Raw genomic sequence first — 20,677 nt, 5'->3', positions numbered from 1 at the left:
CCCCCGCCCCCCCCCCCCCCCCCCCCCCCCCCCCCCCCCCCCCCCCCCCCCCCCCCCCCCCCCCCCCCCCCCCCCCCCCCCCCCCCCCCCCCCCCCCCCCCCCCCCCCCCCCCCCCTGCCCTGGTTCCCAGCTCCCGGCGACCAGCTCCACCTCGAACCCGGCGGCGTCCTCCAGGTAGGCCGCGTAGTGCTCCGGGCCGCCGGCGTGCGGGTGCCGGTCGGCGAACAGCAGTGACCAGCCCCGCCGTCGGGCCGCGGCGGCGAGCGCATCCACCTCGGCGCCGGTCGGCAGGCGGAAGGCCAGGTGGTTCAGCCCCGGCCGACGGCGCTCGTGCACCCCCTCGACGACGTCGGGCCCGCTCTCCAGGACGACGTAGGTCTCCCCCAGCCGCCAGGACCGCCCCCGCGGCCACGACCGCTCCGGCGCCCACCCCAGCTCCTCGAGCAGCCAGCCCAGCGACGCCTCCGCAGCGGCGAGGTCGGCGACCCACAGCTCGACGTGGTGCAGCGTCCCGCGCCCGGTCACGGCCGGTCCCCCCGGAGCAGGGCCAGCAGCGCGCGGACGGCGGGCAGCAGCGGCCGGTCGGCGGGGATCCAGTCCAGCGACTCGAGCTCGTCGGCGGCCAGCCAGCGCAGCTCGCTGTGCTCGTGCGCGGTCACCTCGCTGCCGGGCTGCACCCGGCCCCACCACACCCGCAGCGTCGACGCGCCGGGCAGGCCGCCGGCGACCACGCCGTCGAGCACCACCTCGCCGAGGAACGCCTGGGGGACGACGGCCACGCCGAGCTCCTCGCCGATCTCGCGGACCAGCGCGGTGAGCTCCTCCTCCCCCGGCTCGACCTTGCCGCCGGGGAACTCCCAGAAGCCGTCGTAGGGCCCGCCCGACCGCTGGGCCACGAGCACCCGGTCGCCGTCCACCAGCGCGGCGCCGACCACCTGGACGACGTCGAGTGCCCGCCGGGCCGCCGCGGCGGCGTAGCCGTCGAGGTGGGCCCGCATCGCGCGGAGCACCCGCCGCCGCAGCAGCGGGTCCACCACCCGCCCGAGTGGACGCGGCAGCGCGGTGGCCCAGTCGACCCGCTCCTCGACCAGGGTGCCGGCGCCGGTGGCGGTGAACCGGCGGGAGTGGGTGAGCCAGCGCCAGCCGCGGCCGGGTCCCACGGCGTACACGTCGCGGGTCGGACGGACCGACACGACCTCCTCCAGCGGCACCGGCCAGGGGCGCCCGAGGGCGCGCGCGACGTCGAACGCCACGGTCAGCGGCGCCTCCACCAAGGTGGTGAAACGCAGCTGGAACACGGTGTCACCCTCCCAGACAGGGCAGACTGGCCGCCGTGCGCATCACCGCCCGGGTCGACTACGCCGTCCGGGCCGCCGTGGAGTTGGCCGCGGCGGCACCCGGAGCCCTGACCTGCGACCGCATCGCCGCGGCCCAGGGCATCCCCTCCCGGTTCCTCCAGTCGATCCTCGGCGACCTCCAGCACGCCCGGCTGGTCACCAGCCAGCGCGGCCGCGAGGGCGGCTACCGCCTGGCCCTGCCGCCCTCGGAGGTCTCCATCGCCCGCGTGATGCGGGTGGAGCAGGGCTTCCTCGCCGAGGTGCACGGCCAGCGTCCGGAGGACGTCGAGTACTCGGGCACCGCCGTCCCGCTGGCCTCGGTGTGGGTGGCCGCGCGTGAGGCCTACCGGCGGGTGCTCGAGCGGGTCACCCTCGCCGACGTGGTCGCGGGTTCGCTCCCGCCGGAGGTCGCCGACCTCGTGGCGCTGGAGGAGGCGTGGCGGTCGTTCGGGGACGCCGCCAACTCCGCCGAGCGCCGGTAGACAGGCGAGGTCGCGCGCCACGGACCCGGCGTGGCCACGAGCGAACCGACCGCCAGGAGCGTCACCAGCCCGTGGCCCCGCGCCCGGCCGTGAGCCCGTCCGCCGGTCCAGCGCGTCGTTCGCCCACCCGTCGGCCACGGCGTCCGACACCAGCACCGCGACCGCCCGGGCGAGGCCGCTGCGCCGGCGCCCGGCCGGCAGGAGGGCGGCGAGCGGGTCGAGCACGACCGGTGAGACGACGAAGGTCCGCAGCCAGCCGGGGGCGGGGCGGCGGGGCCGCGAGGCGCTGGGCGAGACTGGCGGCATGCCAGCACAGCCGCGCCCGGGCGTCACCGTGTTCCTCACCGGCCTCTCCGGCGCCGGCAAGTCCACGATCGCCGACGCACTGGTCGCCGACCTGGAGGCCGAGGGCCGGCCGGTGACGGTGCTCGACGGCGACGTCGTCCGCACGCACCTGTCCAGCGAGCTCTCCTTCTCCCGCGAGGACCGCGACCTCAACATCCGCCGGATCGGCTTCGTCGCCGGCGAGGTCGTCAAGCACGGCGGCACGGTGGTCGTGGCGGCGATCGCGCCCTACGAGACCGCGCGCGAGGAGGCCCGCGCGCTGGTCGAGAAGCACGGCCGGTTCGTGCTGGTGCACCTGTCCACGCCGCTGGAGGTCTGCGAGGGTCGCGACGTCAAGGGCCTGTACGCGCGGGCCCGCGCCGGGCAGATCACCGGGTTCACCGGCATCGACGACCCGTACGAGCCGCCGGCGCGCGCCGAGGTCGTCGTCGACACCTCGGTCACCCCGCTGACCGAGTCCGTCGCGCGCATCCGCAGGGCCATGGACAGCGCCACCACCCCTGTCTCCTGAGTCACACCCCGCGGGTCCCGCCGTGTGTGGGACCATGGAGGGCGTGACCGTGCGCGCCCTGCTCCTCGTCGCGCGCCGTCACATCGACCTCGCGCTGGTCAGCAGCGCGGTCTGTCGCCCCGCGCGCTGACCTCGGTCCCCCGCAGCACCCGCTGCGCCTCCCGATCCGGCAGCGCCCACCCCGTCCGGTCCCGGCGCCGTGACGGTCGGCGCAGAAGGAAGTGCCATCGTGACGACCCCCCGCACCAGCAACAGGCCCCAGCGTGGCCAGGGCCAGTGGGCGCTGGGCTACCGGGAGCCGCTCAACCCCAACGAGCGGATGAAGAAGGACTCCGACGGGCTCGAGGTCCGCCAGCGCATCCTCGACATCTACGCGCACACCGGCTTCGGGGGCATCGACCCGAGCGACCTGCGCGGCCGCATGCGGTGGATGGGGCTCTACACCCAGCGGGCCCAGGGCATCCCCGGCGGGAAGACCGCCGTGCTGGAGCCCGAGGAGCTCGAGGACTCCTACTTCATGATGCGGGTGCGGACCGACGGCGGGGCGCTGACCAGCGCGCAGCTGCGGACCATCGGCGGCATCAGCACCGAGTTCGGTCGCGACGTCGCCGACATCACCGACCGGCAGAACATCCAGTACCACTGGATCCGCATCGAGGACGTCCCCGAGATCTGGCGGCGGCTCGAGGAGGTCGGCCTCACCACGACCGAGGCCTGCGGCGACACCCCCCGCGGCATGCTCAACTGCCCGCTGGCCGGCGTCCTCGAGGACGAGGTCCTCGACGCCTCCGACGTCATGGCGCAGACGGTGGCCAGGTACGTCGGCAGCCCCGAGTTCAGCAACCTGCCGCGCAAGTGGAAGACGTCGATGTCCGGCTGCGTCGACCACTGCACCGAGCCGGAGATCGACGACGTCTCCTTCGTCGGCGTGCGCAACGCCGACGGCGAGGCCGGCTACGACCTGTGGGTCGGCGGCGGCCTGTCGACCAACCCGATGTTCGCCAAGCGGATCGGCGTCTTCGTCCGGCCCGACCAGGTGACCGACGTCTGGGCGGCCTGCACCTCGATCTTCCGCGACTACGGCTACCGCCGGCAGCGCAACCGCGCCCGCATCAAGTTCCTCATGGCCGACTGGGGCCCGGAGAAGTTCCGCCAGGTGCTGCAGGACGAGTACCTGCACGAGGAGCTCCCCGACGGGCCGGCCGCGGCGCCGCCCAAGCACGAGTCCCGGGACCACGTCGGCGTCGCCCGGCAGAAGGACGGCACCAACGCCGTCGGCTTCGCGCTGCGCACCGGCCGGATCAGCGGCAGCCTGCTCACCCGGATCGCCGACCTCGCCGACGAGTACGGGCAGGGCCGCACCCGGACGACGACCCAGCAGAAGATGGTCATCCTCGACGTCCCCGACGAGCGGGTCGAGGACCTCGTCGCCGCGCTCGCCGAGCACGACCTGCTGGTCCGCCCGAGCGCGTTCCGCCGCGGCACGATGGCCTGCACGGGCCTGGAGTTCTGCAAGCTCGCGATCGTCGAGACCAAGCAGCACGCCCAGGACCTCTACGCCGAGCTGGAGAAGCGGCTGCCGGACTTCGACGAGCCGATCGGCATCAACGTCAACGGCTGCCCGAACAGCTGCGCCCGGTTCCAGACCGCCGACATCGGCTTCAAGGGCTCGATGGTGCGCGACGACAGCGGTGAGATGGTCGAGGGCTTCCAGGTGCACCTGGGCGGCCACCTCGGCACCGAGGCCGCCTTCGGCCGCAAGTTCCGCGGCCACAAGGTGACCAAGGCCGAGACCGCCGACTACTGCGAGCGGGTGCTGCGCGGCTACCTCGAGCGCCGGGAGCCCGGCGAGCGGTTCGCCGCCTACGTGGCGCGGGCCGAGGAGTCCTGGCTGCTGTGAGCGAGGAGTCCGCGGACACGGGTGGAAGATCCCGGCAGCTGCCCGTGTTCTTCTGCCCGTACTGCGGGGACGAGGAGCTGACCCCGCACGGGGACGGGAGCGAGTGGCACTGCGCCGCGTGCCTGCGGACCTTCACCGTCCGGCTCACCGGGACAGGAGTTCACCAGCCATGACGACCGCCGTCCGACCCACACCCGAGCTCGCCGCGGAGGCCGACGCCCGCTTCGAGGGGATCGCCGACCCCGTCGAGCAGGCGCTGGCCGTCCTGCGCTGGGCCGGGGAGACCTTCGGGGACGACTTCGCGGTCACCTCCTCCATGGCCGACGGGCTGCTCTCGCACCTGGCGTCGCGGGCGGTCCCCGGCGTCAACGTGGTGTTCCTCGACACCGGCTACCACTTCGCGGAGACCATCGGCACCCGCGACTGGGTCAGCGGGGTCATGCCGATCACGCTGGTCAACGTGCTGCCCGAGCAGACCGTCGCCGAGCAGGACGCCGAGTACGGCCCGGAACTGCACGACCGCGACCCCGACCTGTGCTGCTCGCTGCGCAAGGTGCAGCCGCTGGCCAAGGCCCTCGCCGGGTACGCGGCGTGGGGCTCGGGCGTGCGCCGCGACGAGTCGCCCACCCGCGCGGACACGAAGGTCGTCGACTGGGACGCCAAGCGCGGCATGGTCAAGGTCAACCCGCTGGCCGCCTGGACGCAAGAGCACGTCGACGCCTACGTCGCCGAGCACCAGGTCCCGGTCAACCCGCTGCAGGAGATCGGCTACGCCTCGATCGGCTGCGCCCCGTGCACCCGCCCGGTGGCCCCGGGCGAGGACCCGCGCGCCGGCCGGTGGGCCGGCCGCGGCAAGACCGAGTGCGGGCTGCACCTCTGAAGGACCTCGTCCCACCCACGACACGCTCCGCGCGCCGCGGGCCCCTGGAACGAGGCCGTTCCCCGGCGGCAGGATGGGCTCCGTGCCCCGACCGCCCCGCCTGTCCCCCGACGAGCTGAGCTCCGCTCTGTCCGGGCTGCCGCTGTGGTCGGGGGACGCCGACGGCATCCGCCGCAGCGTGCGGTTGCCCGGCTTCCCGGACGCCGTCGCCGCGCTCGTGCGCATCGCGTTCGTCGCCGAGCAGATGGACCACCACCCCGACGTCGACCTGCGCTGGCGCACCCTGCACCTGACGCTGGTCACCCACTCCGCGGGCGGGGTCACCGAGCTGGACGTCCAGCTGGCCCGCCGGGTCGACGAGCTGTTCCCCGGCTGACCGCGTCGGCCCTGCCTGCCGCGGCCGGCGCGGTGCAGGTGAGCAGGGCCAGCGGCGGGGTCCGGGAGAGCGGCACCGCGTCGACCGGGCCGAGGCCCGCCTCCTCCGCCCACGCCGAGTAGGACGCCGTGGGGTGCACCGCACCGTCCGCCGTGCGCAGCCGCAGCCCCAGCGCGTACAGCGCGAGCAGCCGGCGCTCGTCGGGGTCCTCCGAGGGCAGCGCGTCGACGACGGCCAGCGTCCCGCCGGGCCGGAGCACCCGCCGCAGGCGGCGCAGCAGCGCCCGGTTGGTGTCGGCGTCGAAGAGGTGGCAGACGTTGGCCAGCAGCACCAGGTCGTAGGCCTCCTCCGGGAGGTCGGCGGTGAGGACGTCGCCCGCCACCAGCCGGAACCGGTCGTCCATGCCGGCCTGCGACACCGCCCGCCGGGTCACCGGCAGCACGTCGGGCAGGTCCAGCGCGGTGACGCGGGCCGTCGCGTCGGCGGCAGCCAGCGCGAGGCTCCACGGGGCTGCGCCCGCACCGACGTCGAGCACCTCGCCGCGCACCGGCGCGAGTCGCTCGGCCGCCCGGCGGGCCGCGGGCGCGAACAGCCGGGAGAGGAACGGCACGACCTCGGGGTAGAGCTCCGCCGCCCCGGCGGGGGTGTCCGCGGCGACGATCGGCCGGCCGGTGCGGACGACCTCCTCCAGCCTGGACCAGCCGGCCTGCAGCGTGGCCAGCCAGCGCGTCGTGGTCGTGACCGCGTACCGGTCGCCGTCCCGCCGGAGGACGCCGAGCGCCTCCAGCGACTCCAGCAGGAGCTCGGTGGTGCCGGACGCCGTCCCGCACCGGACCGCCACCTCGTCGGCCGTCGCCGGTCCCTGACCGAGCTGCTCGAGGACCCCGAGCCGGCCGGCCGTCCGGAGTGCGGCCGCCGCCTCGACCACGTGCCCCAGCTCGACGACCCGGTCGGCGGGAGGCGCAGCCAGGGACGCGGCGGTGGGTGCGGCGGTCACCGGACGGCCCGCACGAGTCCGGTGGTGCCGTCGACGGTGACGAGTTGGTCGTCGTGCAACCGCGTGGTCCCCTCGACGGTGGCGACGACGGCCGGCAGGCCGTACTCGCGAGCGATGATCGCCGGGTGGGACAGCGCCCCGCCGGCGTCGGTCACCAGCGCGCCGATGCTGGGGAAGAGCACCGACCAGACCGGTGAGGTGACCGGGCAGACCAGCACGTCGCCGGGCCGCACCCGGGAGAACTCCGCCTCGGAGCGGACCACCCGGACCGGGCCGGTGTAGGAGCCCGCGGACGCCGGGATGCCGGTGAGCAGGACGCCGTCGGCGGCCGCCGTCCGTCCGCCCGGCGACGCGCTGCCCGGAGCGGCCTCCGGGCCGAGTATCTGCTCCACCGCCCACAGGAAGGCCCCGTTGGACAGCCGGGCCTCGGTCGGCAGCGCGGTCAGCGGCGGGGGCGGCGCCGGGGGCGGCCCGTAGCCGGCCGGGCCCGGGTGGGCGAGCACCCACGCCCGTTCCCCCGCCCGGCGGTCGGCCAGCTCCCGGCGGTCCGCGCCGTCCCGCAGGGCGGCCAGCAGCTCCTCGGGCTCGAGCAGGAAGGCGTCGTCGGCGTCGGCCAGCAGGCCGCGGTCGGCCAGCCGCCGCCCGATCTCCCGCGCCGCCCGGCGGAGCAGCGCGAAGGGGGCGCTGATCGTCGACACCTCGTTGTCCTCGCGGACCGGGTAGGCCCGCAGCGCGCGCTCGAGCGCGCGGGTGAACCGCTCGCGGTCGGCCGCACCGCGTCCGGCCAGCACCGCTTCCGCGGCCGCGCGGGTGGCCTGCCGCCGGGCACGCAGGTCCGCCTCGGCCGCGTCGGGGTCGAAGCCGGTGGCCAGCTGGTCGCGCAGCAGCGCCAGGACCAGGCCGGGCTGCTCCTCCAGGGCCGGCTCGGCGATCTCGTAGCGCAGCACCCGGCAGCCGTACTCGTGCAGGTAGCGGCCGAACGCCTCCCCCACCGCGGGATCGGCGGCCAGGACCTCCTCGACGGGTGCGCCGTCCTCGACCAGCCGGCGCACCGCGGGCCGCTCCCGGACCAGGTCGGCGACGGCGGCCAGCGCCCGCGCCGGGGCGGTCGACGTCCGCGAGGTGCCGGCGAGCAGGTCGAACACGCGCGCCTCGTCCCAGCCGAGGAGCTCGCGGCTGACGGCGGCCAGCTCGCCGAGCACCATGGCGATCGCGCCGTGCAGCCGGAAGTGGGCCGTCTGCCCGCTGTCGGTGAGCTCGAGCGCGGCTCGCGCGGAGGCCAGCAGCCCGGCGTCGTCCAGGGCCGCGAGGTCGACGTCGCGCAGCGCGGCGATGCGGGCGTCGAGACCGGGCCGCCATTCCGCCTCCCACTGCTCCAGCAGCCGGCCGGGGACGTCGTCGCGCACGGCCGCGACGCCGCTGCGGATCCGCCGCCGCAGGGCGGGCACCAGCCGCACCGCCAGGGGCACGGCCCAGGCGGGCAGGGATGGGGGCTCCTTGCCGCCGAGCGGGACGATCCGCAGGTACTCCCACCCACCGATGTCGCGGAAGTCGATCCGCTGGAACAGCAGCCCGAGCTCGGTGCACATCTGCTCGAGCGCGCGGTTGCGGGGCTCGAACACCACGCGGGTGAACGGCGTCCAGGGCAGCGGCGCGTGGCTGTACTCCCGCGTCCAGGACCCCTCCGGGGGCTCGACCGGGACGGGCACCGGCCTGGTGGTGCGGCCGGTGAGGGTGGTGACGGGACGGGACTGCAGGACGAGGACCTCGCCGTCGGCGGTCACCGCCCACTCGACGTCCTGCGGCCGGCCCAGCACCTGCTCGGCACGGCGGGCGAGGTCGGCCACGGCCGCGGCGGTGGCGGCCTCGATCACCGCGTCGTCGTCCGCGGAACGCCGCCGGGGCTCGCCGCGCACCTCCCAGCGCTCCGGGGTCACCGCCCCGTACACCAGCCGCTCCCCCACGCCGGGGGCGGCGTCGAGGACGACGACGCCGCGGTCCCCGGTCACCGGGTCGGCGGTGAAGGCGACGCCGGCGGCAGCCGCCGGGACCATCGGCTGGACCAGCACCGCGATGGCCGGGACCGCGCCGGGTCCGGCGTAGGCGGTCACCCGCGACGCCGCGGCCGAGGCCCAGCAGCGGGCCACCGCGTCGCGCAGCGCGGCCGGTCCGCGCACGTCCAGCACGGTCGTGTACAGGCCGGCGAACGAGGACTGCGGCGAGTCCTCCGCGGTGCCCGACGAGCGGACCGCGAGCGGCACGTCCCCCCAGTCGCGGACCGCGGCGAGCAGGGCCGCGAACAGGTCGTCGGGGACGTCCGCGCCGGTGGCGTCCGGCACGGGCGCGCGGGCGGTCACGACGACGCCGTCGGGAACGGGGAGGCCGGCCCGGAGCAGGACGGCGAGGTTGGCGGCCTTGTGGCCGGAGCGGGCGGGGTCGGTGGCCGCGTCGAGGGGGACGACGGCCGGGGTGGCCGTGGCCGGGTCGGACAGCTGGACGGACATGGTGCACGCCTCCGTTCGTGGTGCTCCCGACCCTCGTCCGGTACGCAGCCCGCGCGGCATCCGTCGTCCTACGTATCCGCGGGCCCGCCGGACGCGTCCTGCGGCAGTTCCTCGAGCACGTAGCGCACCAGCGCCGCCCGGGACCCCAGCTGCAGCCGCGCATAGACGTGCTGCAGGTGCGTGGTGACCGTGCGGGGGCTCAGGTACAGCCGCTGGGCGACCTCGGCGTTGGACAGGCCGCGGGCGACCAGCCGGACCACCTCCTCCTCGCGGCGGCTCAGCGGGCTGCGGCGGTGTGCCCGCGCGGGAGCAGGCACGCGCCGGCCCTGCCGGCGGAGCAACCGCCGGGCGCGGTCGGCCTGCGGGCGCGCGCCGAGCTGGTCGAGCGTGCGGAGGGCAGCAGGGAGCCGGCCGTCCGCGTCGGCCGGGGCCTCCGTCACCTCGGCGGCGTCCACGTCGGCCACCGCCGCCTCGTAGCGGAACCCGAGCCGCGCGAGGTCTGCGGCGGCTCGGGTGAGCCGGTCGGGGTCGCGCGCCAGCCGGCCGCGCACGACGGCGGCCAGGGCCGCGGGGTAGGGCGCTCCGGGGCTGAGGTCGTCGAGGGCGGCCGCGGCCGCGGCCGCGCCCTCGCGGTTCCCGGCGGCCAGCTGCGCGTCGGCGGCCAGCGCCAGGGTGAACGCGGGCAGCGTCGTGCGCCGCCGCACGGCGCGGGCCGCGGTCGCTGCGGCGGTCGCCGGGTCGCCCTCGGCCAGCGCCACGGCGGCCTCGGCCGCCTCGACCGGGCCGAGCACGTGCCGGTCGGGCAGCGAGGAGGCGTCGGCCGCCGCCCGTGCCGCGCCCGCGCACGACCGGGCCTCCTCCAGCAGCCCGCGGCGCAGCACCACCAGCCCGCGCAGCGCCATGCTGACCGCCGTCCCCCGCGGCAGCCCGAACCGCTGGCCGAGGTCGAGGACCTCGCGGCAGCGGACCAGCGTCCCGTCCCAGTGGCCGGCGAAGAAGTCGGCCGTGCCCAGGTCGACCCGGTGGGCCAGCTCCAGGGCAGGTACCCCGATCCGCCGGGCCAGGCGCAGGCCCTCCTCGGACAGGGCCCGTGCGGCGTCCAGGTCTCCCCGGGCCAGCTCGAGGACGAAGCCGGGGCGCCGGGCGCGCTCGCCCAGCAGCGGGTCGTCCAGCTCCGCCGCGGCGTCGAGCAGCGCGCGCAGGTGCGCGCGGGCCTCCTCGTAACGGCCCTCCGTGAAGGCGGCGTGGCAGCGCCCGTAGAGGGCGGCGGCCCGTGCCCGTGGGGAGCCGAGCCGGTCGGCCAGCCGGTCCAGGTCGGCGATGGCCGCCGCCGCCTCGGCGGGCCCCTGGGACCGGGCGGCGACCTGCAGCCGCGACCACGCCACCGAGACGTGCACGGGCGAGGGGGCGACCGCGGCCAGCTCGGCCCCGGCGGCCGCCAGCCAGCGCAGGCACTCCTGCCCCCGCCCCGCCTGCAGCTCCAGGACGGCGGCGCGGTGCAGCCGGTCGGCCCGCTCGCCGCCTGCCGGTCGCCCGCACGCGGCGTCGAGCCAGGCCGTGACCGCCTCCTCCCGCTGGCCGGCCCGCTCGCAGGCCTCGGCGAGCCGGTCGGCCAGGCCGGGCAGGAGGTCGTGCCGACCGAGGCGGGTCGCCAGGTCCCGGGCCGCACGGGCGTCGGCGAGCGCCTCGTCCCCCGCCTGCCGGGACAGGGCGTCGTCCGTGGCGGTCACCAGCAGGTCCAGGGCGTGCCCGGGGTCGAACTCCTCGCCGGCGCGCCGCACGTGCGGGGCCAGCAGCCCCCACCGGCCCGGCAGCCGCGCCTCCACGGCTCGGGCGACCTCCGCGTGCCGCCTCCGGCGGGTGACCAGCGGGATCAGGTCGTAGGCGACCTCCGCGAGCAACGGGTGGACGATGCGGTAGCGCACCTCCGCGCCGACCACCTCCTCGGCGAGCACTCCGGCTCCGCGCAGGACCGCCAGCCCGGCCATCAGCGGGTCGGCGGGCGTCAGGGTCTCCAGCAGCGGGTGGGGCGCCTGACCGCCGCACACGGCCAGCAGGTCGAGCACGACACGGGCCTCGGCGGGCAGCCGCTCCACCTGGTCCCGGAGCAGCTCGCCGACCACGGCCGGCACGGCCTCCGGGAGCTGCGCCGCGAGCACCCACCGTCCGTCGCGACTGGTCAGCGCGCCGCTGTCCTGCAGGAAGCCGACGAGGGCGGCGACGAACAGCGGCACGCCGCCGGCACGTGCGGCCAGCACCTCGGTGAGGGCCGGCGGGGGCTCGTCAGCCAGTAGGGCGTGCGCCAACCGCTCGACGTCGGGCGCGGACAGGCCGCCGAGGCCCAGCTCGGTGACCGTGCCCGCGCGCTGCAGCCCGGTGATCAGCTCGGTGAGTGCCGACCCGGCCGCACCGGGGCGGTGGGTGAGCAGCAGCAGGAACCGCCGCCCGGCCAGGCCGCGGGCGAGGTGGTGCAGCAGGGCCAGCGAGCCGCGGTCGGCCCAGTGGACGTCGTCGACGAGCAGTGCCACCGGCTGTCGTGCGGCGGTGCGCTCGAGCAGCCGGCACACCGCCTCGAACAGCCGGGTCCGCTCCAGACCCGGGTCGCCCAGCGCCGGGGTCGGGGGCCGGGACACGTCCCCGAACAGCCAGCCGAGGTCGGACGGGTCCTGGACGGGTGCGCCCCGAGCGGGATCCGAACGCACCAGGGGGCGCAACGCCTCGACGAGCGGCGCGTAGGACAGGTCCCGCTGGAGTGGGCCGGCCAGGCCGGTCAGCGTGCGGAAGCCGTGGGACCGGGCCCGGGCGAGCGCCTCGCGGGCCAGGCGGGTCTTGCCGACCCCCGCCTGCCCGGAGACCACCAGGACGTGCGCGTCCCCGCCCAGCACCCGGGTCAGGACGGCGTCCACCCGGCGCATCTCGTCGTCGCGACCGACCAGGGGGACGTCGGCGGAGAACGGGCCACCCGTCATGGGCGACGACCTCCTCGGCGCGCGCCAGGCAGCGGATCCTAGGCGCGGGGAGGTGGTGGCGGGAGCCCGTGCGGGCCCGACGTGCGCGGCGGTGCCGGACCCGCACGGGCCCGGCGCCGCCGGCCGCCCTGCCGGGGGCAGGGTGGTCCTTTCGTCAGCTGCCGACGCGGCCGCCGTCCTCGCGGGCGACCACCACCACGCTGGGCCGCGGGAACGGCCGCTCGCCCAGCCGGTCGGGCCAGGTGCTCGCGGGGGTGTCCCGCGTCGAGCCGGTGGTCTCGCCCGGGTGCTGGACGGACACGAACACCGACCGTCCGTCCCGGGGGATCATCGGGCCGCTGCACTCGGCACCGATCGGCACGGTGAGGAACGCCTTGAGGTGCCCGCGCTCCGCTCCCTCGGTCGGGACGGCGAAGAGCCCGTCGTTGGTGCCCCCGATGGTGCCCGCCTCCTGGTTGCGGGTCGACAGCACGGTGCCGTCGGTGGAGATCCACAGGTTGCCGGCCGGGTCGAACTCCAGGTTGTCCGGACAGGACATGGCACTGACCTGGGACTTGTCGTAGCCGGCGAAGTAGGTCCCGGGGTCCTCCGGGTTGCCGGCCAGGATGAACACCCGCCAGGTGAAGGTGTCCCCGGCGATCGAGCCGGTCTCCTCCCACTCGATGACGTGGCCGTTGCGGTTGCCGGGACGCTCCTCGTAGCGGCCGTCCTCGGGGTCGAAGGCGAACGACCGGCTCACCGGGTTGGCCTCGTCCGCCCCGGGCCGGCCGTCCTGTCCGGTCCGGTTCGAGTTGTTCGTCAGGGCCGCGTACACCCGCCCGTTGACCGGGTTGACCTGGATGTCCTCCGGCCGGTCCATCCTCGTGGCCACCAGCTCGGGGTCGACCACCACCGGGTTGGCCGGGTCGGGGAAGTCCCCGTCGGCGTCGAGCTGCTTGCCGAGGCGGTCGGCCGCCAGCCGGGTGAAGGTCAGCACCCAGGCGACGTCCTTGCCCGGGATCATCGAGCGGCCGTCCTGCACCAGCGGGACCCACCGGCCGGTGCCGTCGAACTCGCCGTCGCTGGGCAGGGCGCCGCTGCCGTCGATCTCCGCGGCCGGCGAGTCGCCGCTGAAGTGGGCGACGTAGAGGTCGCCCTCCTCGAGCAGCGTCATGTTGTGCGCCCGCGTCGCGCGGTCGTCGCCCTCCCGGTACCGCTTCCTCGACACGAACTTGTAGATGTAGTCGAACCGCTCGTCGTCCCCGGAGTAGGCGACGACCCGGCCGTCCTCGGCGATGCGGACGTTGGCGGTCTCGTGCTTGAAGCGCCCCAGCGAGGTGTGCTTGCGCGGGGTCGAGGTGGGGTCGTGGGGGTCGACCTCGACGACCCAGCCGAAGCGGTTGACCTCGTTGGGCTCCTGCGCCAGGTCGAACCGCGGGTCGACGGCCTCCCACCGGCGACCGGCGGAGTCCTCGGCGCTGACGCTGTACCGGCCCAGGCGGGGCTCCCGCGGGTCCTCGGTGATCGGCGCGGACGTCCCGAAGTACTGGTTGAAGTTCTCCTCGCCGTGCAGCGTCGTGCCCCAGGGGGTGATGCCGCCGGCGCAGTTGTTGAGCGTGCCCAGGACGGTGCGGCCCTCGGGGTCGGCCGTCGTCCGCAGGTACTCCGACCCCGCGGCGGGCCCGGTGACCCGGAAGGGCGTCGAGGCGGTGATCCGCCGGTTGCGGTCGCGCTCGGGGGTCGGCAGCCACACACCCGAGTCGCCCTGCCGCTGGACCTGCACCACGGAGATGCCGTGGGCCATCATCGCGACGCGCTTCTCCTCGTCGGTGGTGGGCGCCTCCTCCTCGGCGACGCCCGGGAACATGAGCTGCTCGTTGGTGTACTCGTGGTTGACGACCAGCAGCGCGCGCCCGCGCCCGATCGGCAGGAACCCGATGAAGTCGCAGTTGTAGCCGAACTGCTTGGCCTGCGCCTCGGCGGTCTGGGCGTCGACGTCGAACTCCGGCGCCCCCTCCTCCACCGGGTCTCCCCAGCGCATCACGACGGCGGAGCTGTACCCGGCCGGGACGACGAGCTCGTCGAGGAAGTTCTGCTCGACCGGCTCGAAGGTGAGGGCACCGTCCCCGGTCGCCCCCCGGCGTCCCGGCGCGGCCACCGCCGGCTCCGGGAACAGCGGGCCCGCGGCCACCACGAGGGCCCCGGCGCCGGCCGCCTTGAGCAGGGCGCGCCGGCTGAGGGCCGTCTGGACGACGGACTCGAACGTGGGGTTGTCCGTCCGGTTCGGCACGGCCGCGTCGCAGGCGTTGCCGCACTTGTAGTAGCAGGTCGTGTGGCTGCGGCTGCCGTGACGGACCGAGTTCAGCAGGGGCAGGAAGAGGCGGCGGCGGGAGTCGGAGATGTCCGTCATCGGGTCCTCGGCTGTGGGAGACGTCGGTGCCCGGACGCTAATCGGGCGCACCGACGCCCGCATGACGCGCGGGCGTGGGTCTCGTGAAGCCGCCCGTCACCTGCCGTTCACCCGCCCGGGCTACGGGTGGTCAGGACCCGGTGACGGGCAGCACGAGCAGCTCCAGCAGCCGGTCGGCCTCGGCGTCCGGGTCCTCGGTCAGCCCCGTGTGCACCGGCCCGGCCTGGACGACGGTGCTGCGCGGCGCGGTCAGCCAGCGGAAGCGCGAGCCCAGCGCCTCCCGCCCGGCGGCACCCGAGGCGGGGTCGGCGGCGCAGACGTCGGCGGCGGCCTGCAGCGCGCGGAGGATCGCCTGAGCGTCGGCCGTGGGGTCCAGGGCGTGCAGCCGGTCGGTGTCCAGGTGCACCCGGGAGCCGAGGTAGTCGCGCTGCCGGCAGTAGACGAGGACGCCGGCGTTCAGCGACTCCCCGCGTTCCACCCGCGGCACCACCCGGAGGACGGCGTACTCGAAGGTCTCGCGGCTCACCGCTGGCTCATCCCCTCCGGCGGTGGCGGGCCCAGCCACGACGGCCGGTTCTCCCCCCGCGGTGCCCTGCGGCGCGACCCGCCCGCGGCCGCGGTGGCGAGCAGCGGCGGCAGCCAGGCGTCGCGAGCGGCCAGCCGGGCCAGCAGCTGGTCGACGTAGCGGGCGCGGACCTCCGAGAGGACCCCGGCCTCCCCACCCGTCGCGGGCTCGGGGCGGTGCCCTGGCCGGGGCCACCCGTGCACCGCCTCCTCCAGCCAGTCGTCGGGCACCTGGCGGAGCACCTGCTCCAGCAGCGGCCGGGTGACCCGCGGGCCCAGCGCGGCGTCGGCGGCGCGGACGTCGGGGGTGCACTCGACCAGCGCGTGCTGCGCGGCGTCGTAGGGGCGGGACACCGCGGCGGCCGCGCCGGGCCAGTTGTGGTGGAACGTCAGCGCGGCCCCGTGGTCGATCAGCTGCAGCCGGCCGTGCCAGAACAGCATGTTGGGGTTGCGCCAGGAGCGGTCGACGTTGCCGACGAGCGCGTCGAACCACAGCACCCGGCCGGCCAGCTCGGACTCGACCGACCCGACGCCGGCCTCGAAGTCCAGCGCCCCGGGCAGGTAGTCCAGCCCCAGGTTGACCCCGGCCGAGCGCTGCAGCAGCTCCTGGACCTCGACGTCGGGCTCCCCCACGGCGAGCTCCGGGGCGACGTCGACGGTGACCAGCGCCGGCACCGGCAGCGACAGCGCCCTGGCCAGCTCGCCGCAGACGACCTCGGCGACGAGCACCTTCACGCCCTGCCCGGCGGCCCGCCACTTCACGACGTAGGTGCCCAGGTCGTCGGCCTCCATGAGCCCCGGCAGCGAGCCACCCTCGCGCAGCGGGGTGACGTAGCGGGTGGCGGTGACGGCGGGCAGCACAGTGGCCGCGACCCTACCGGCGGGCGGACCGCCGGATCCCCGGTGTCGCCGGGGACACTGCGGACGTGGGCCTCCTCCGTGCGACCGACCCCGCCGACCTGACCGACGTCCCGTTCACCTACCCGGAGGTGGGCGCGACGCGGGAGCCGGCGCTGCCGGCCGGCTACGACACCGTCGAGCGCTCGGTCGTCGTCGGCTCGGGGACGGCGGCCTTCGAGCGGGCCGCGGCGGCGGTGTTCGACTGGCGGATGCAGCGCGGCGTCGGCCTCAGGGTGCGGGCCACCGGGCCGGCGGGCGAGCCGGGCACCGTCGTCGTCCTCACGGCGGGGCTGCCGCGGCTGGGCTACGACATCCCCTGCCGCGTGGTGTGGGCCCGGACGACCGGCGACGAGCGCGGGTTCGCCTACGGCACGCTGCCCGGCCACCCGGAGAGCGGCGAGGAGGCGTTCCTCGTGCGGCTCGAGCCCGGCGGGGACGTCGTCTTCACGCTGCGCGTGTTCGCCCGGTTGGCCTCACCGCTGGCCCGCCTCGGCGGGCCGGTCAGCACGCTGGTCCAGCGGCTGGCCACCCAGCGGTACCTGACCGCGGTCCGCCGGGCGGCCGCCGGGCGATGAGTCGCGGCCCCTCCCCGGTCGGACGACCAGGGACGGGCACCGGGGAGGCGACGTGGGACTGGCAGAGGACGTCGAGGCGGCGGTGGCCGGTGCGGTGGCCGCCGGGGCGGTGCCGGGCGCGGCCTGGGCAGCTCCTGGTGGACCGATCCGGTGACCGGGACCAGCGCGGTCCTGCTCACCGACCAGATGTGGTCCTCACCCGAGCCGCCGGAGGTGTTCCGCGCCTCCCGCGCGGCCGCCGTCGGACCCCGCTGGACGTCCGACGGCGAGCACGGTGACCAGGGCGGCGCCGGTCACCTGGCTGCACCGAGCCTCCCGTGCGGGAGGCTCGGTGGGACGGCGTCCTCAGCTGCCGGCGGCGGACCGCTCGCGCTCGATGAGCTCCTTGCTGCGCACCAGCCGCAGGAACGTGACGACGACCAGCCCGCCGACGACGTTGAGCAGCGTCGTGTACCAGAACCAGGCCAGCCAGTCGCCGTAGCCGTAGGGGGCGCCGTGGTGGATCGCCCCGAAGAGGATCAGCGAGTCCAGGATCGAGTGGAACAGCACCAGGCCGGCGAGCAGGAACGCCCCGGCCACCGACGCGGCGAGCTTGCCCGCCTCGGAGTCCGCGCCGTGCTGCATGCGGGTCATCAGCGTGATGAAGGCACCGGCGAGCAGCGCCAGCGAGACCGCCTCGAGGTCCAGCGGCGCCTCGACGAAGGTCCGGCCCGACTCGACCGCGGTGGCGCCGAGCTCCGGGAGGCCGTGCACCACCAGCCACATGACCAGCCAGCCACCGACGAGGTTGGCGACCAGCGTCCCGGCCCACAGCTTGACCAGCTGTCCGGCGCTCGCCCGGCCGGCGACCACCGCGGTCACCGGCACGAGGAAGCCCTCGGTGAACAGCTCGCTCTTGGCCAGCATCAGGGCGATGAAGCCGATGCTGAACGCCAGCCCGGCCAGCAGGTGGCTGCCGGTCGCGGCGTAGGTGGCCAGCAGCGCCACCACGCCGGTGGCCACCTCGAGCCCGCCGGCCAGACCGGTGGTGAGCACCTCCCGCCAGCTGCGGTGCAGCCGCTGCGCCCCCTCGTCGACGATCCGGTCGAAGGCCTGCACCACCTGGTCCTCGACCGGGGCGTCGGTCTCGCCCAGCTCCTCGCGTGCGGTCCGCGCCACGGCGGGTCTCCTCTCGGGCGGCGGCCCGCCGACTCCCCTGGGTCCGAGGCGGAGGCGCGACCGGACGAGGGCTACCCGGGCCGCCCGCGGCCGTACACGTCGGCGCCTCTCAACCGGGCCGGGCGACGGTGGGCGCGTCGTCGATGAAGGGGATCTTGGTGACGTACTGCTGGTACAGCTTCACCCCGTCCTCGACGGAGAGGGTGCCGAACTCCAGCAGCGTGGCGAGCCCCTCGAGCTCGGCGTCGGCCGCTTCGACCGCACTGAGTTGCGCGACGGGGTCGCGCGCCTTGTTGATGTTGGTCAGGACCGTGGCGGCGACCGAGACCAGCAGCGCCAGGAAGCAGAGCGTGCGCCACACCCTCGACGTGCTGTCGAGGCTCAACAGGTTCTGGACCGCCTCGGCGAACGAGACCCCGCCGAGCGCGGGTCCGGCGGTGAAGACCGCCGACAGGGACGTGAGCACCAGCGTGACGGTGGCCCACCGCTGGACGCGGGGGCGCCGCTGGCGCAGGTACGCCTCGACCCCCGCCCGGCGCGCGTTGACCCGCCTCAGCAGGTCCTGTCGAAGGTCGGCCTGGTCACCCATACCGGTCTCCCCCCGCTCTGCAGCACAGGATGCACGCAGCGTAGCGACGATGGCGCCTCCGCAGGGGCCTGCGACGACGGCCTCGACGCGGCGCGGCCCGTCCGCGACAGGGAGGATCGGGTCCGTGACCACACGACGGCTGGCGACCCTGCACGTGTGGGGCGTGCCCGGCCGGTCGGTGCCGGCCGCGCTGCTGCGGATGGCGACCGACCGGCGTCCGCTGCGCCGCAGCCCGGGACTGAGGTTCGCGAAGCTGCTGGGCACGGGCAGCGGCCGGAGCTTCACCGTGCGCGACGCCGACCCCCGCCGCTGGGCCCTGCTCGCGGTGTGGGACGACGAACGCGCGGTCGCCGCGTTCGAGACCGGCGACGTCGTCGCCCGCTGGCAGCGGATCGCCGACGAGCAGTGGAGCGCCCGGATGCGGCCGCTGGCCGCCCGCGGCCGCTGGTCGCGGCAGGAGCCCTTCGGGAAGCCCTGGCCGCAGCGGTGGGACGGCCCGGTCGCCGCGGTCACCCGCGCCCGGCTCACCCCGCGCAAGGCGGCCACCTTCTGGCGAGCCGTCCCGCCGGTCTCGGCCGACCTGCACGAGAGCCCGGGGCTGCGCGTGGCCCTGGGCATCGGGGAGGCACCGCTCGGGCTGCAGGGCACCTTCAGCGTCTGGGACTCCGCCTCGGCGCTGAACTCCTTCGCCTACGACCGCGCGCCGCACGCCGCCGTCGTCACCCGCACCGCGCAGGAGGGCTGGTACGCCGAGGAGCTGTTCGCCCGGCTGGCGCTGCTCTCGGCGGAGGGGACGCTGGGCGGCCGCGACCCGCTGGCCTGACGGCAGCCGCGGGGGTGCGCTGCTCCCCCGGGCCTCGGCCGCTGCCCACCCCTGCGGGCAGCGGTCGACCACCCCTGGACGACCCGTGGCTGTGACCGCGGGCCCCGATCGGCGCTCGCGGTCACAGCCGGCAGGTCAGGTGCAGCTCGTCGCGGTCGTCGCCGGGAGCCACGCGGATCGCCCCCGGCATCCGCCCGAACTCCCGGTAGCCGAAGTCCGCGTAGAAGGCCTCGAGACCGGTGCCGCCGCGCACGGTGAGGTGCAGGAACTCCAGGCCGCGCGCCCGGGCGATGTCGTGGACCCCGGTCACCAGCACCCGGCCCAGGCCCCGCCCCTGCCACTCCGGGCGCACCTGCACCCGCAGCACGGTGGCCCAGTGCCGCCGCAGCGGGCTGACCGACAGCGACAGGACGGCGAACCCGGCGACCTCGCCCTCGACACGCAGCAGCGCGATCAGCTCACGCCCCTGGTGCACCCGCTCGACCACCGCGTCGAGGTAGGGCGCGAGCTCCTCCTCGGTCACCGGGGGGACGAAGCCGACCGACCCGCCGGCGTTGGTCACGTCGGTCCAGCAGGCGAGCAGCTGCGCCCGGAGCTCGTCGTCGACGGCCTCGACCGGGCGGACCTCGGTGTGCACGTCGCCATCCTCCCCGGGGAGCCCGCTGGCAGGTGCCCTGGAGGGGCAGGTTCACCCGCTCGCGCCGAACCGCTCCACCCGGATGTCGGCGGCGGGGACGCCGAGGTCGACGAGCAGCTGGCTGGCCGCCTCGGCGAACCCGGCCGACCCGCACACGTACGCGGTCCGGCCCGGTTCCCACAGCGGTACCAGGTCGGCGGCGGTCAGCCGCCCGGCCGGGCGCACGCCGCGCGGCTCCCGGGTGGTGACGACGACCGCGCCGGCCCCGAGCAGCTCGTCGGCGTAGGGCAGCTCGGCGAGCGTGCGCGTGGAGACGGCGATGCGCAGCAGGTCGGTGCGGCCGAGCTCGCGGGCGGTCCGCAGCATGGCCACCAGCGGGACGACGCCGGTGCCGCCGCCGACCAGCAGCGCCGGCCGCTCGCCGTCCCACACGAACCAGCCGCCGATCGGGCCGCGCACCTCCAGCTGGTCGCCGGGCTCGACGACGTCGGCCAGGTGGGTGGAGACCTCCCCGTCGTCCAGGCGCTCGACGAACAGCTCCACCTGGGGCTCGCCCGGCGCGGAGGCGACCGAGTAGGACCGCTGCGCCGTGTAGCCGTCCTCGGCGGTCAGCCGTACGACGTAGTGCTGGCCGGCCAGGTGCTGCACCCGGTCGGGGACGTCGAGCCGCAGCTCCACGGCCCTGGGCACCGGCCGCCGCACGCCCGTGACGGTCGCCCACCGCCAACCTCGTGCGGCCC

The 20,677-nt window shown here is 76.2% G+C and carries 20 protein-coding genes; 8 read left to right on the top strand and 12 right to left on the bottom strand.

Going from position 1 to position 20,677, the window contains the following annotated elements:
• On the bottom strand, positions 1-526 hold a 526-nt coding region (locus ACI79G_RS16780), incomplete at its 3' end, for a VOC family protein (RefSeq protein ID WP_456882251.1).
• Positions 523-1,299, bottom strand: a complete 777-nt coding sequence (locus tag ACI79G_RS16775; protein WP_456882250.1) for an NUDIX domain-containing protein — start codon at positions 1,297-1,299, stop codon at positions 523-525. The genes ACI79G_RS16775 and ACI79G_RS16780, both read right to left, overlap by 4 nt.
• A 35-nt stretch (positions 1,300-1,334) precedes the next feature.
• On the opposite strand from ACI79G_RS16775, the gene ACI79G_RS16770 reads away from it, so the two are divergent.
• The 6 genes from ACI79G_RS16770 to ACI79G_RS16745 all read left to right on the top strand — a co-directional run bounded on the left by ACI79G_RS16770 (position 1,335) and on the right by ACI79G_RS16745 (position 5,832).
• Entirely contained in the window at positions 1,335-1,820 is a 486-nt protein-coding gene (locus tag ACI79G_RS16770; protein WP_456882249.1) for an RrF2 family transcriptional regulator, read from the top strand.
• 304 nt (positions 1,821-2,124) lie between these two features.
• A complete protein-coding gene (cysC, locus tag ACI79G_RS16765) occupies positions 2,125-2,676 on the top strand; it encodes an adenylyl-sulfate kinase (RefSeq protein ID WP_456882248.1) in 552 nt (183 codons plus the stop codon).
• A gap of 229 nt (positions 2,677-2,905) precedes the next feature.
• Complete coding sequence (locus ACI79G_RS16760) at positions 2,906-4,576, top strand: nitrite/sulfite reductase (protein ID WP_456882247.1); 1,671 nt, start codon at positions 2,906-2,908, stop codon at positions 4,574-4,576.
• Entirely contained in the window at positions 4,573-4,749 is a 177-nt protein-coding gene (locus ACI79G_RS16755) for a hypothetical protein (protein ID WP_175479449.1), read from the top strand. Before ACI79G_RS16760 ends, ACI79G_RS16755 begins: the two co-directional genes overlap by 4 nt.
• Positions 4,746-5,456: a phosphoadenylyl-sulfate reductase gene (locus tag ACI79G_RS16750; RefSeq protein ID WP_456882246.1), complete on the top strand. Its 711-nt coding sequence runs from the start codon at positions 4,746-4,748 to the stop codon at positions 5,454-5,456. Before ACI79G_RS16755 ends, ACI79G_RS16750 begins: the two co-directional genes overlap by 4 nt.
• A gap of 73 nt (positions 5,457-5,529) precedes the next feature.
• The gene (locus ACI79G_RS16745; RefSeq protein WP_456882245.1) at positions 5,530-5,832 is read left to right on the top strand and encodes a 4a-hydroxytetrahydrobiopterin dehydratase; all 303 of its coding nucleotides are present in this window, start codon (positions 5,530-5,532) and stop codon (positions 5,830-5,832) included.
• On the opposite strand, the gene ACI79G_RS16740 is transcribed toward ACI79G_RS16745, so the two are convergent.
• The 6 genes from ACI79G_RS16740 to ACI79G_RS16715 form a co-directional block, all read right to left on the bottom strand.
• Positions 5,777-6,829 carry a methyltransferase gene (locus ACI79G_RS16740; protein ID WP_456882244.1) on the bottom strand — a complete coding sequence of 351 codons (1,053 nt, stop codon included), beginning with the start codon at positions 6,827-6,829 and terminating at the stop codon, positions 5,777-5,779. The genes ACI79G_RS16745 and ACI79G_RS16740 overlap by 56 nt on opposite strands.
• Positions 6,826-9,333 (bottom strand): PEP/pyruvate-binding domain-containing protein, encoded by a 2,508-nt coding sequence (locus ACI79G_RS16735; RefSeq protein WP_456882243.1) that lies wholly within the window; start codon positions 9,331-9,333, stop codon positions 6,826-6,828. The genes ACI79G_RS16740 and ACI79G_RS16735 overlap by 4 nt, the downstream gene beginning before the upstream one ends.
• Before the next feature lie 68 nt (positions 9,334-9,401).
• Positions 9,402-12,302 carry an ATP-binding protein gene (locus ACI79G_RS16730; protein ID WP_456882242.1) on the bottom strand — a complete coding sequence of 967 codons (2,901 nt, stop codon included), beginning with the start codon at positions 12,300-12,302 and terminating at the stop codon, positions 9,402-9,404.
• A gap of 154 nt (positions 12,303-12,456) precedes the next feature.
• Positions 12,457-14,691: a PhoX family protein gene (locus ACI79G_RS16725; protein ID WP_456882241.1), complete on the bottom strand. Its 2,235-nt coding sequence runs from the start codon at positions 14,689-14,691 to the stop codon at positions 12,457-12,459.
• A gap of 130 nt (positions 14,692-14,821) precedes the next feature.
• Complete coding sequence (locus ACI79G_RS16720; RefSeq protein ID WP_456882240.1) at positions 14,822-15,217, bottom strand: DUF3037 domain-containing protein; 396 nt, start codon at positions 15,215-15,217, stop codon at positions 14,822-14,824.
• The gene (locus tag ACI79G_RS16715; RefSeq protein ID WP_456882239.1) at positions 15,214-16,116 is read right to left on the bottom strand and encodes a HipA family kinase; all 903 of its coding nucleotides are present in this window, start codon (positions 16,114-16,116) and stop codon (positions 15,214-15,216) included. The genes ACI79G_RS16720 and ACI79G_RS16715 overlap by 4 nt, the downstream gene beginning before the upstream one ends.
• A gap of 65 nt (positions 16,117-16,181) precedes the next feature.
• On the opposite strand from ACI79G_RS16715, the gene ACI79G_RS16710 reads away from it, so the two are divergent.
• Complete coding sequence (locus ACI79G_RS16710) at positions 16,182-16,730, top strand: DUF1990 family protein (protein WP_456882238.1); 549 nt, start codon at positions 16,182-16,184, stop codon at positions 16,728-16,730.
• A 345-nt stretch (positions 16,731-17,075) separates the two neighbouring features.
• Here the strand turns inward: ACI79G_RS16710 and ACI79G_RS16705 are convergent, their stop codons facing one another.
• Positions 17,076-17,888, bottom strand: a complete 813-nt coding sequence (locus ACI79G_RS16705; RefSeq protein WP_456882237.1) for a formate/nitrite transporter family protein — start codon at positions 17,886-17,888, stop codon at positions 17,076-17,078.
• Positions 17,889-17,997: 109 nt separating this feature from the next.
• Positions 17,998-18,477, bottom strand: coding sequence for a hypothetical protein (locus ACI79G_RS16700; RefSeq protein WP_456882236.1), 480 nt, complete (start codon positions 18,475-18,477; stop codon positions 17,998-18,000).
• A 124-nt stretch (positions 18,478-18,601) separates the two neighbouring features.
• Between ACI79G_RS16700 and ACI79G_RS16695 the strand changes: the two genes are divergently transcribed.
• Positions 18,602-19,300 carry a monooxygenase gene (locus ACI79G_RS16695; RefSeq protein ID WP_456882235.1) on the top strand — a complete coding sequence of 233 codons (699 nt, stop codon included), beginning with the start codon at positions 18,602-18,604 and terminating at the stop codon, positions 19,298-19,300.
• A gap of 121 nt (positions 19,301-19,421) precedes the next feature.
• Here the strand turns inward: ACI79G_RS16695 and ACI79G_RS16690 are convergent, their stop codons facing one another.
• Positions 19,422-19,937 carry an N-acetyltransferase family protein gene (locus tag ACI79G_RS16690; protein ID WP_456882234.1) on the bottom strand — a complete coding sequence of 172 codons (516 nt, stop codon included), beginning with the start codon at positions 19,935-19,937 and terminating at the stop codon, positions 19,422-19,424.
• A 51-nt stretch (positions 19,938-19,988) separates the two neighbouring features.
• The gene (locus ACI79G_RS16685) at positions 19,989-20,639 is read right to left on the bottom strand and encodes an FAD-binding oxidoreductase (protein WP_456882233.1); all 651 of its coding nucleotides are present in this window, start codon (positions 20,637-20,639) and stop codon (positions 19,989-19,991) included.
• Positions 20,640-20,677: the final 38 nt, after the last annotated feature.

The sequence above is a fragment of the Geodermatophilus sp. SYSU D00779 genome (assembly GCF_054050595.1).
The sequence above is the reverse complement of the archived record's forward strand: the minus strand, read 5'-3'. Positions and strand labels throughout refer to the sequence as shown.

Bases quoted from the DNA above. Each gene is read 5' to 3' on its own strand.
- ACI79G_RS16725 (WP_456882241.1), bottom strand. From the start codon at position 14,691: ATGACGGACATCTCCGACTCCCGCCGCCGCCTCTTCCTGCCCCTGCTG.
- cysC (WP_456882248.1), top strand. From the start codon at position 2,125: ATGCCAGCACAGCCGCGCCCGGGCGTCACCGTGTTCCTCACCGGCCTC.
- ACI79G_RS16745 (WP_456882245.1), top strand. From the start codon at position 5,530: ATGGGCTCCGTGCCCCGACCGCCCCGCCTGTCCCCCGACGAGCTGAGC.
- ACI79G_RS16750 (WP_456882246.1), top strand. From the start codon at position 4,746: ATGACGACCGCCGTCCGACCCACACCCGAGCTCGCCGCGGAGGCCGAC.
- ACI79G_RS16730 (WP_456882242.1), bottom strand. From the start codon at position 12,302: ATGACGGGTGGCCCGTTCTCCGCCGACGTCCCCCTGGTCGGTCGCGAC.
- ACI79G_RS16700 (WP_456882236.1), bottom strand. From the start codon at position 18,477: ATGGGTGACCAGGCCGACCTTCGACAGGACCTGCTGAGGCGGGTCAAC.
- ACI79G_RS16735 (WP_456882243.1), bottom strand. From the start codon at position 9,333: ATGTCCGTCCAGCTGTCCGACCCGGCCACGGCCACCCCGGCCGTCGTC.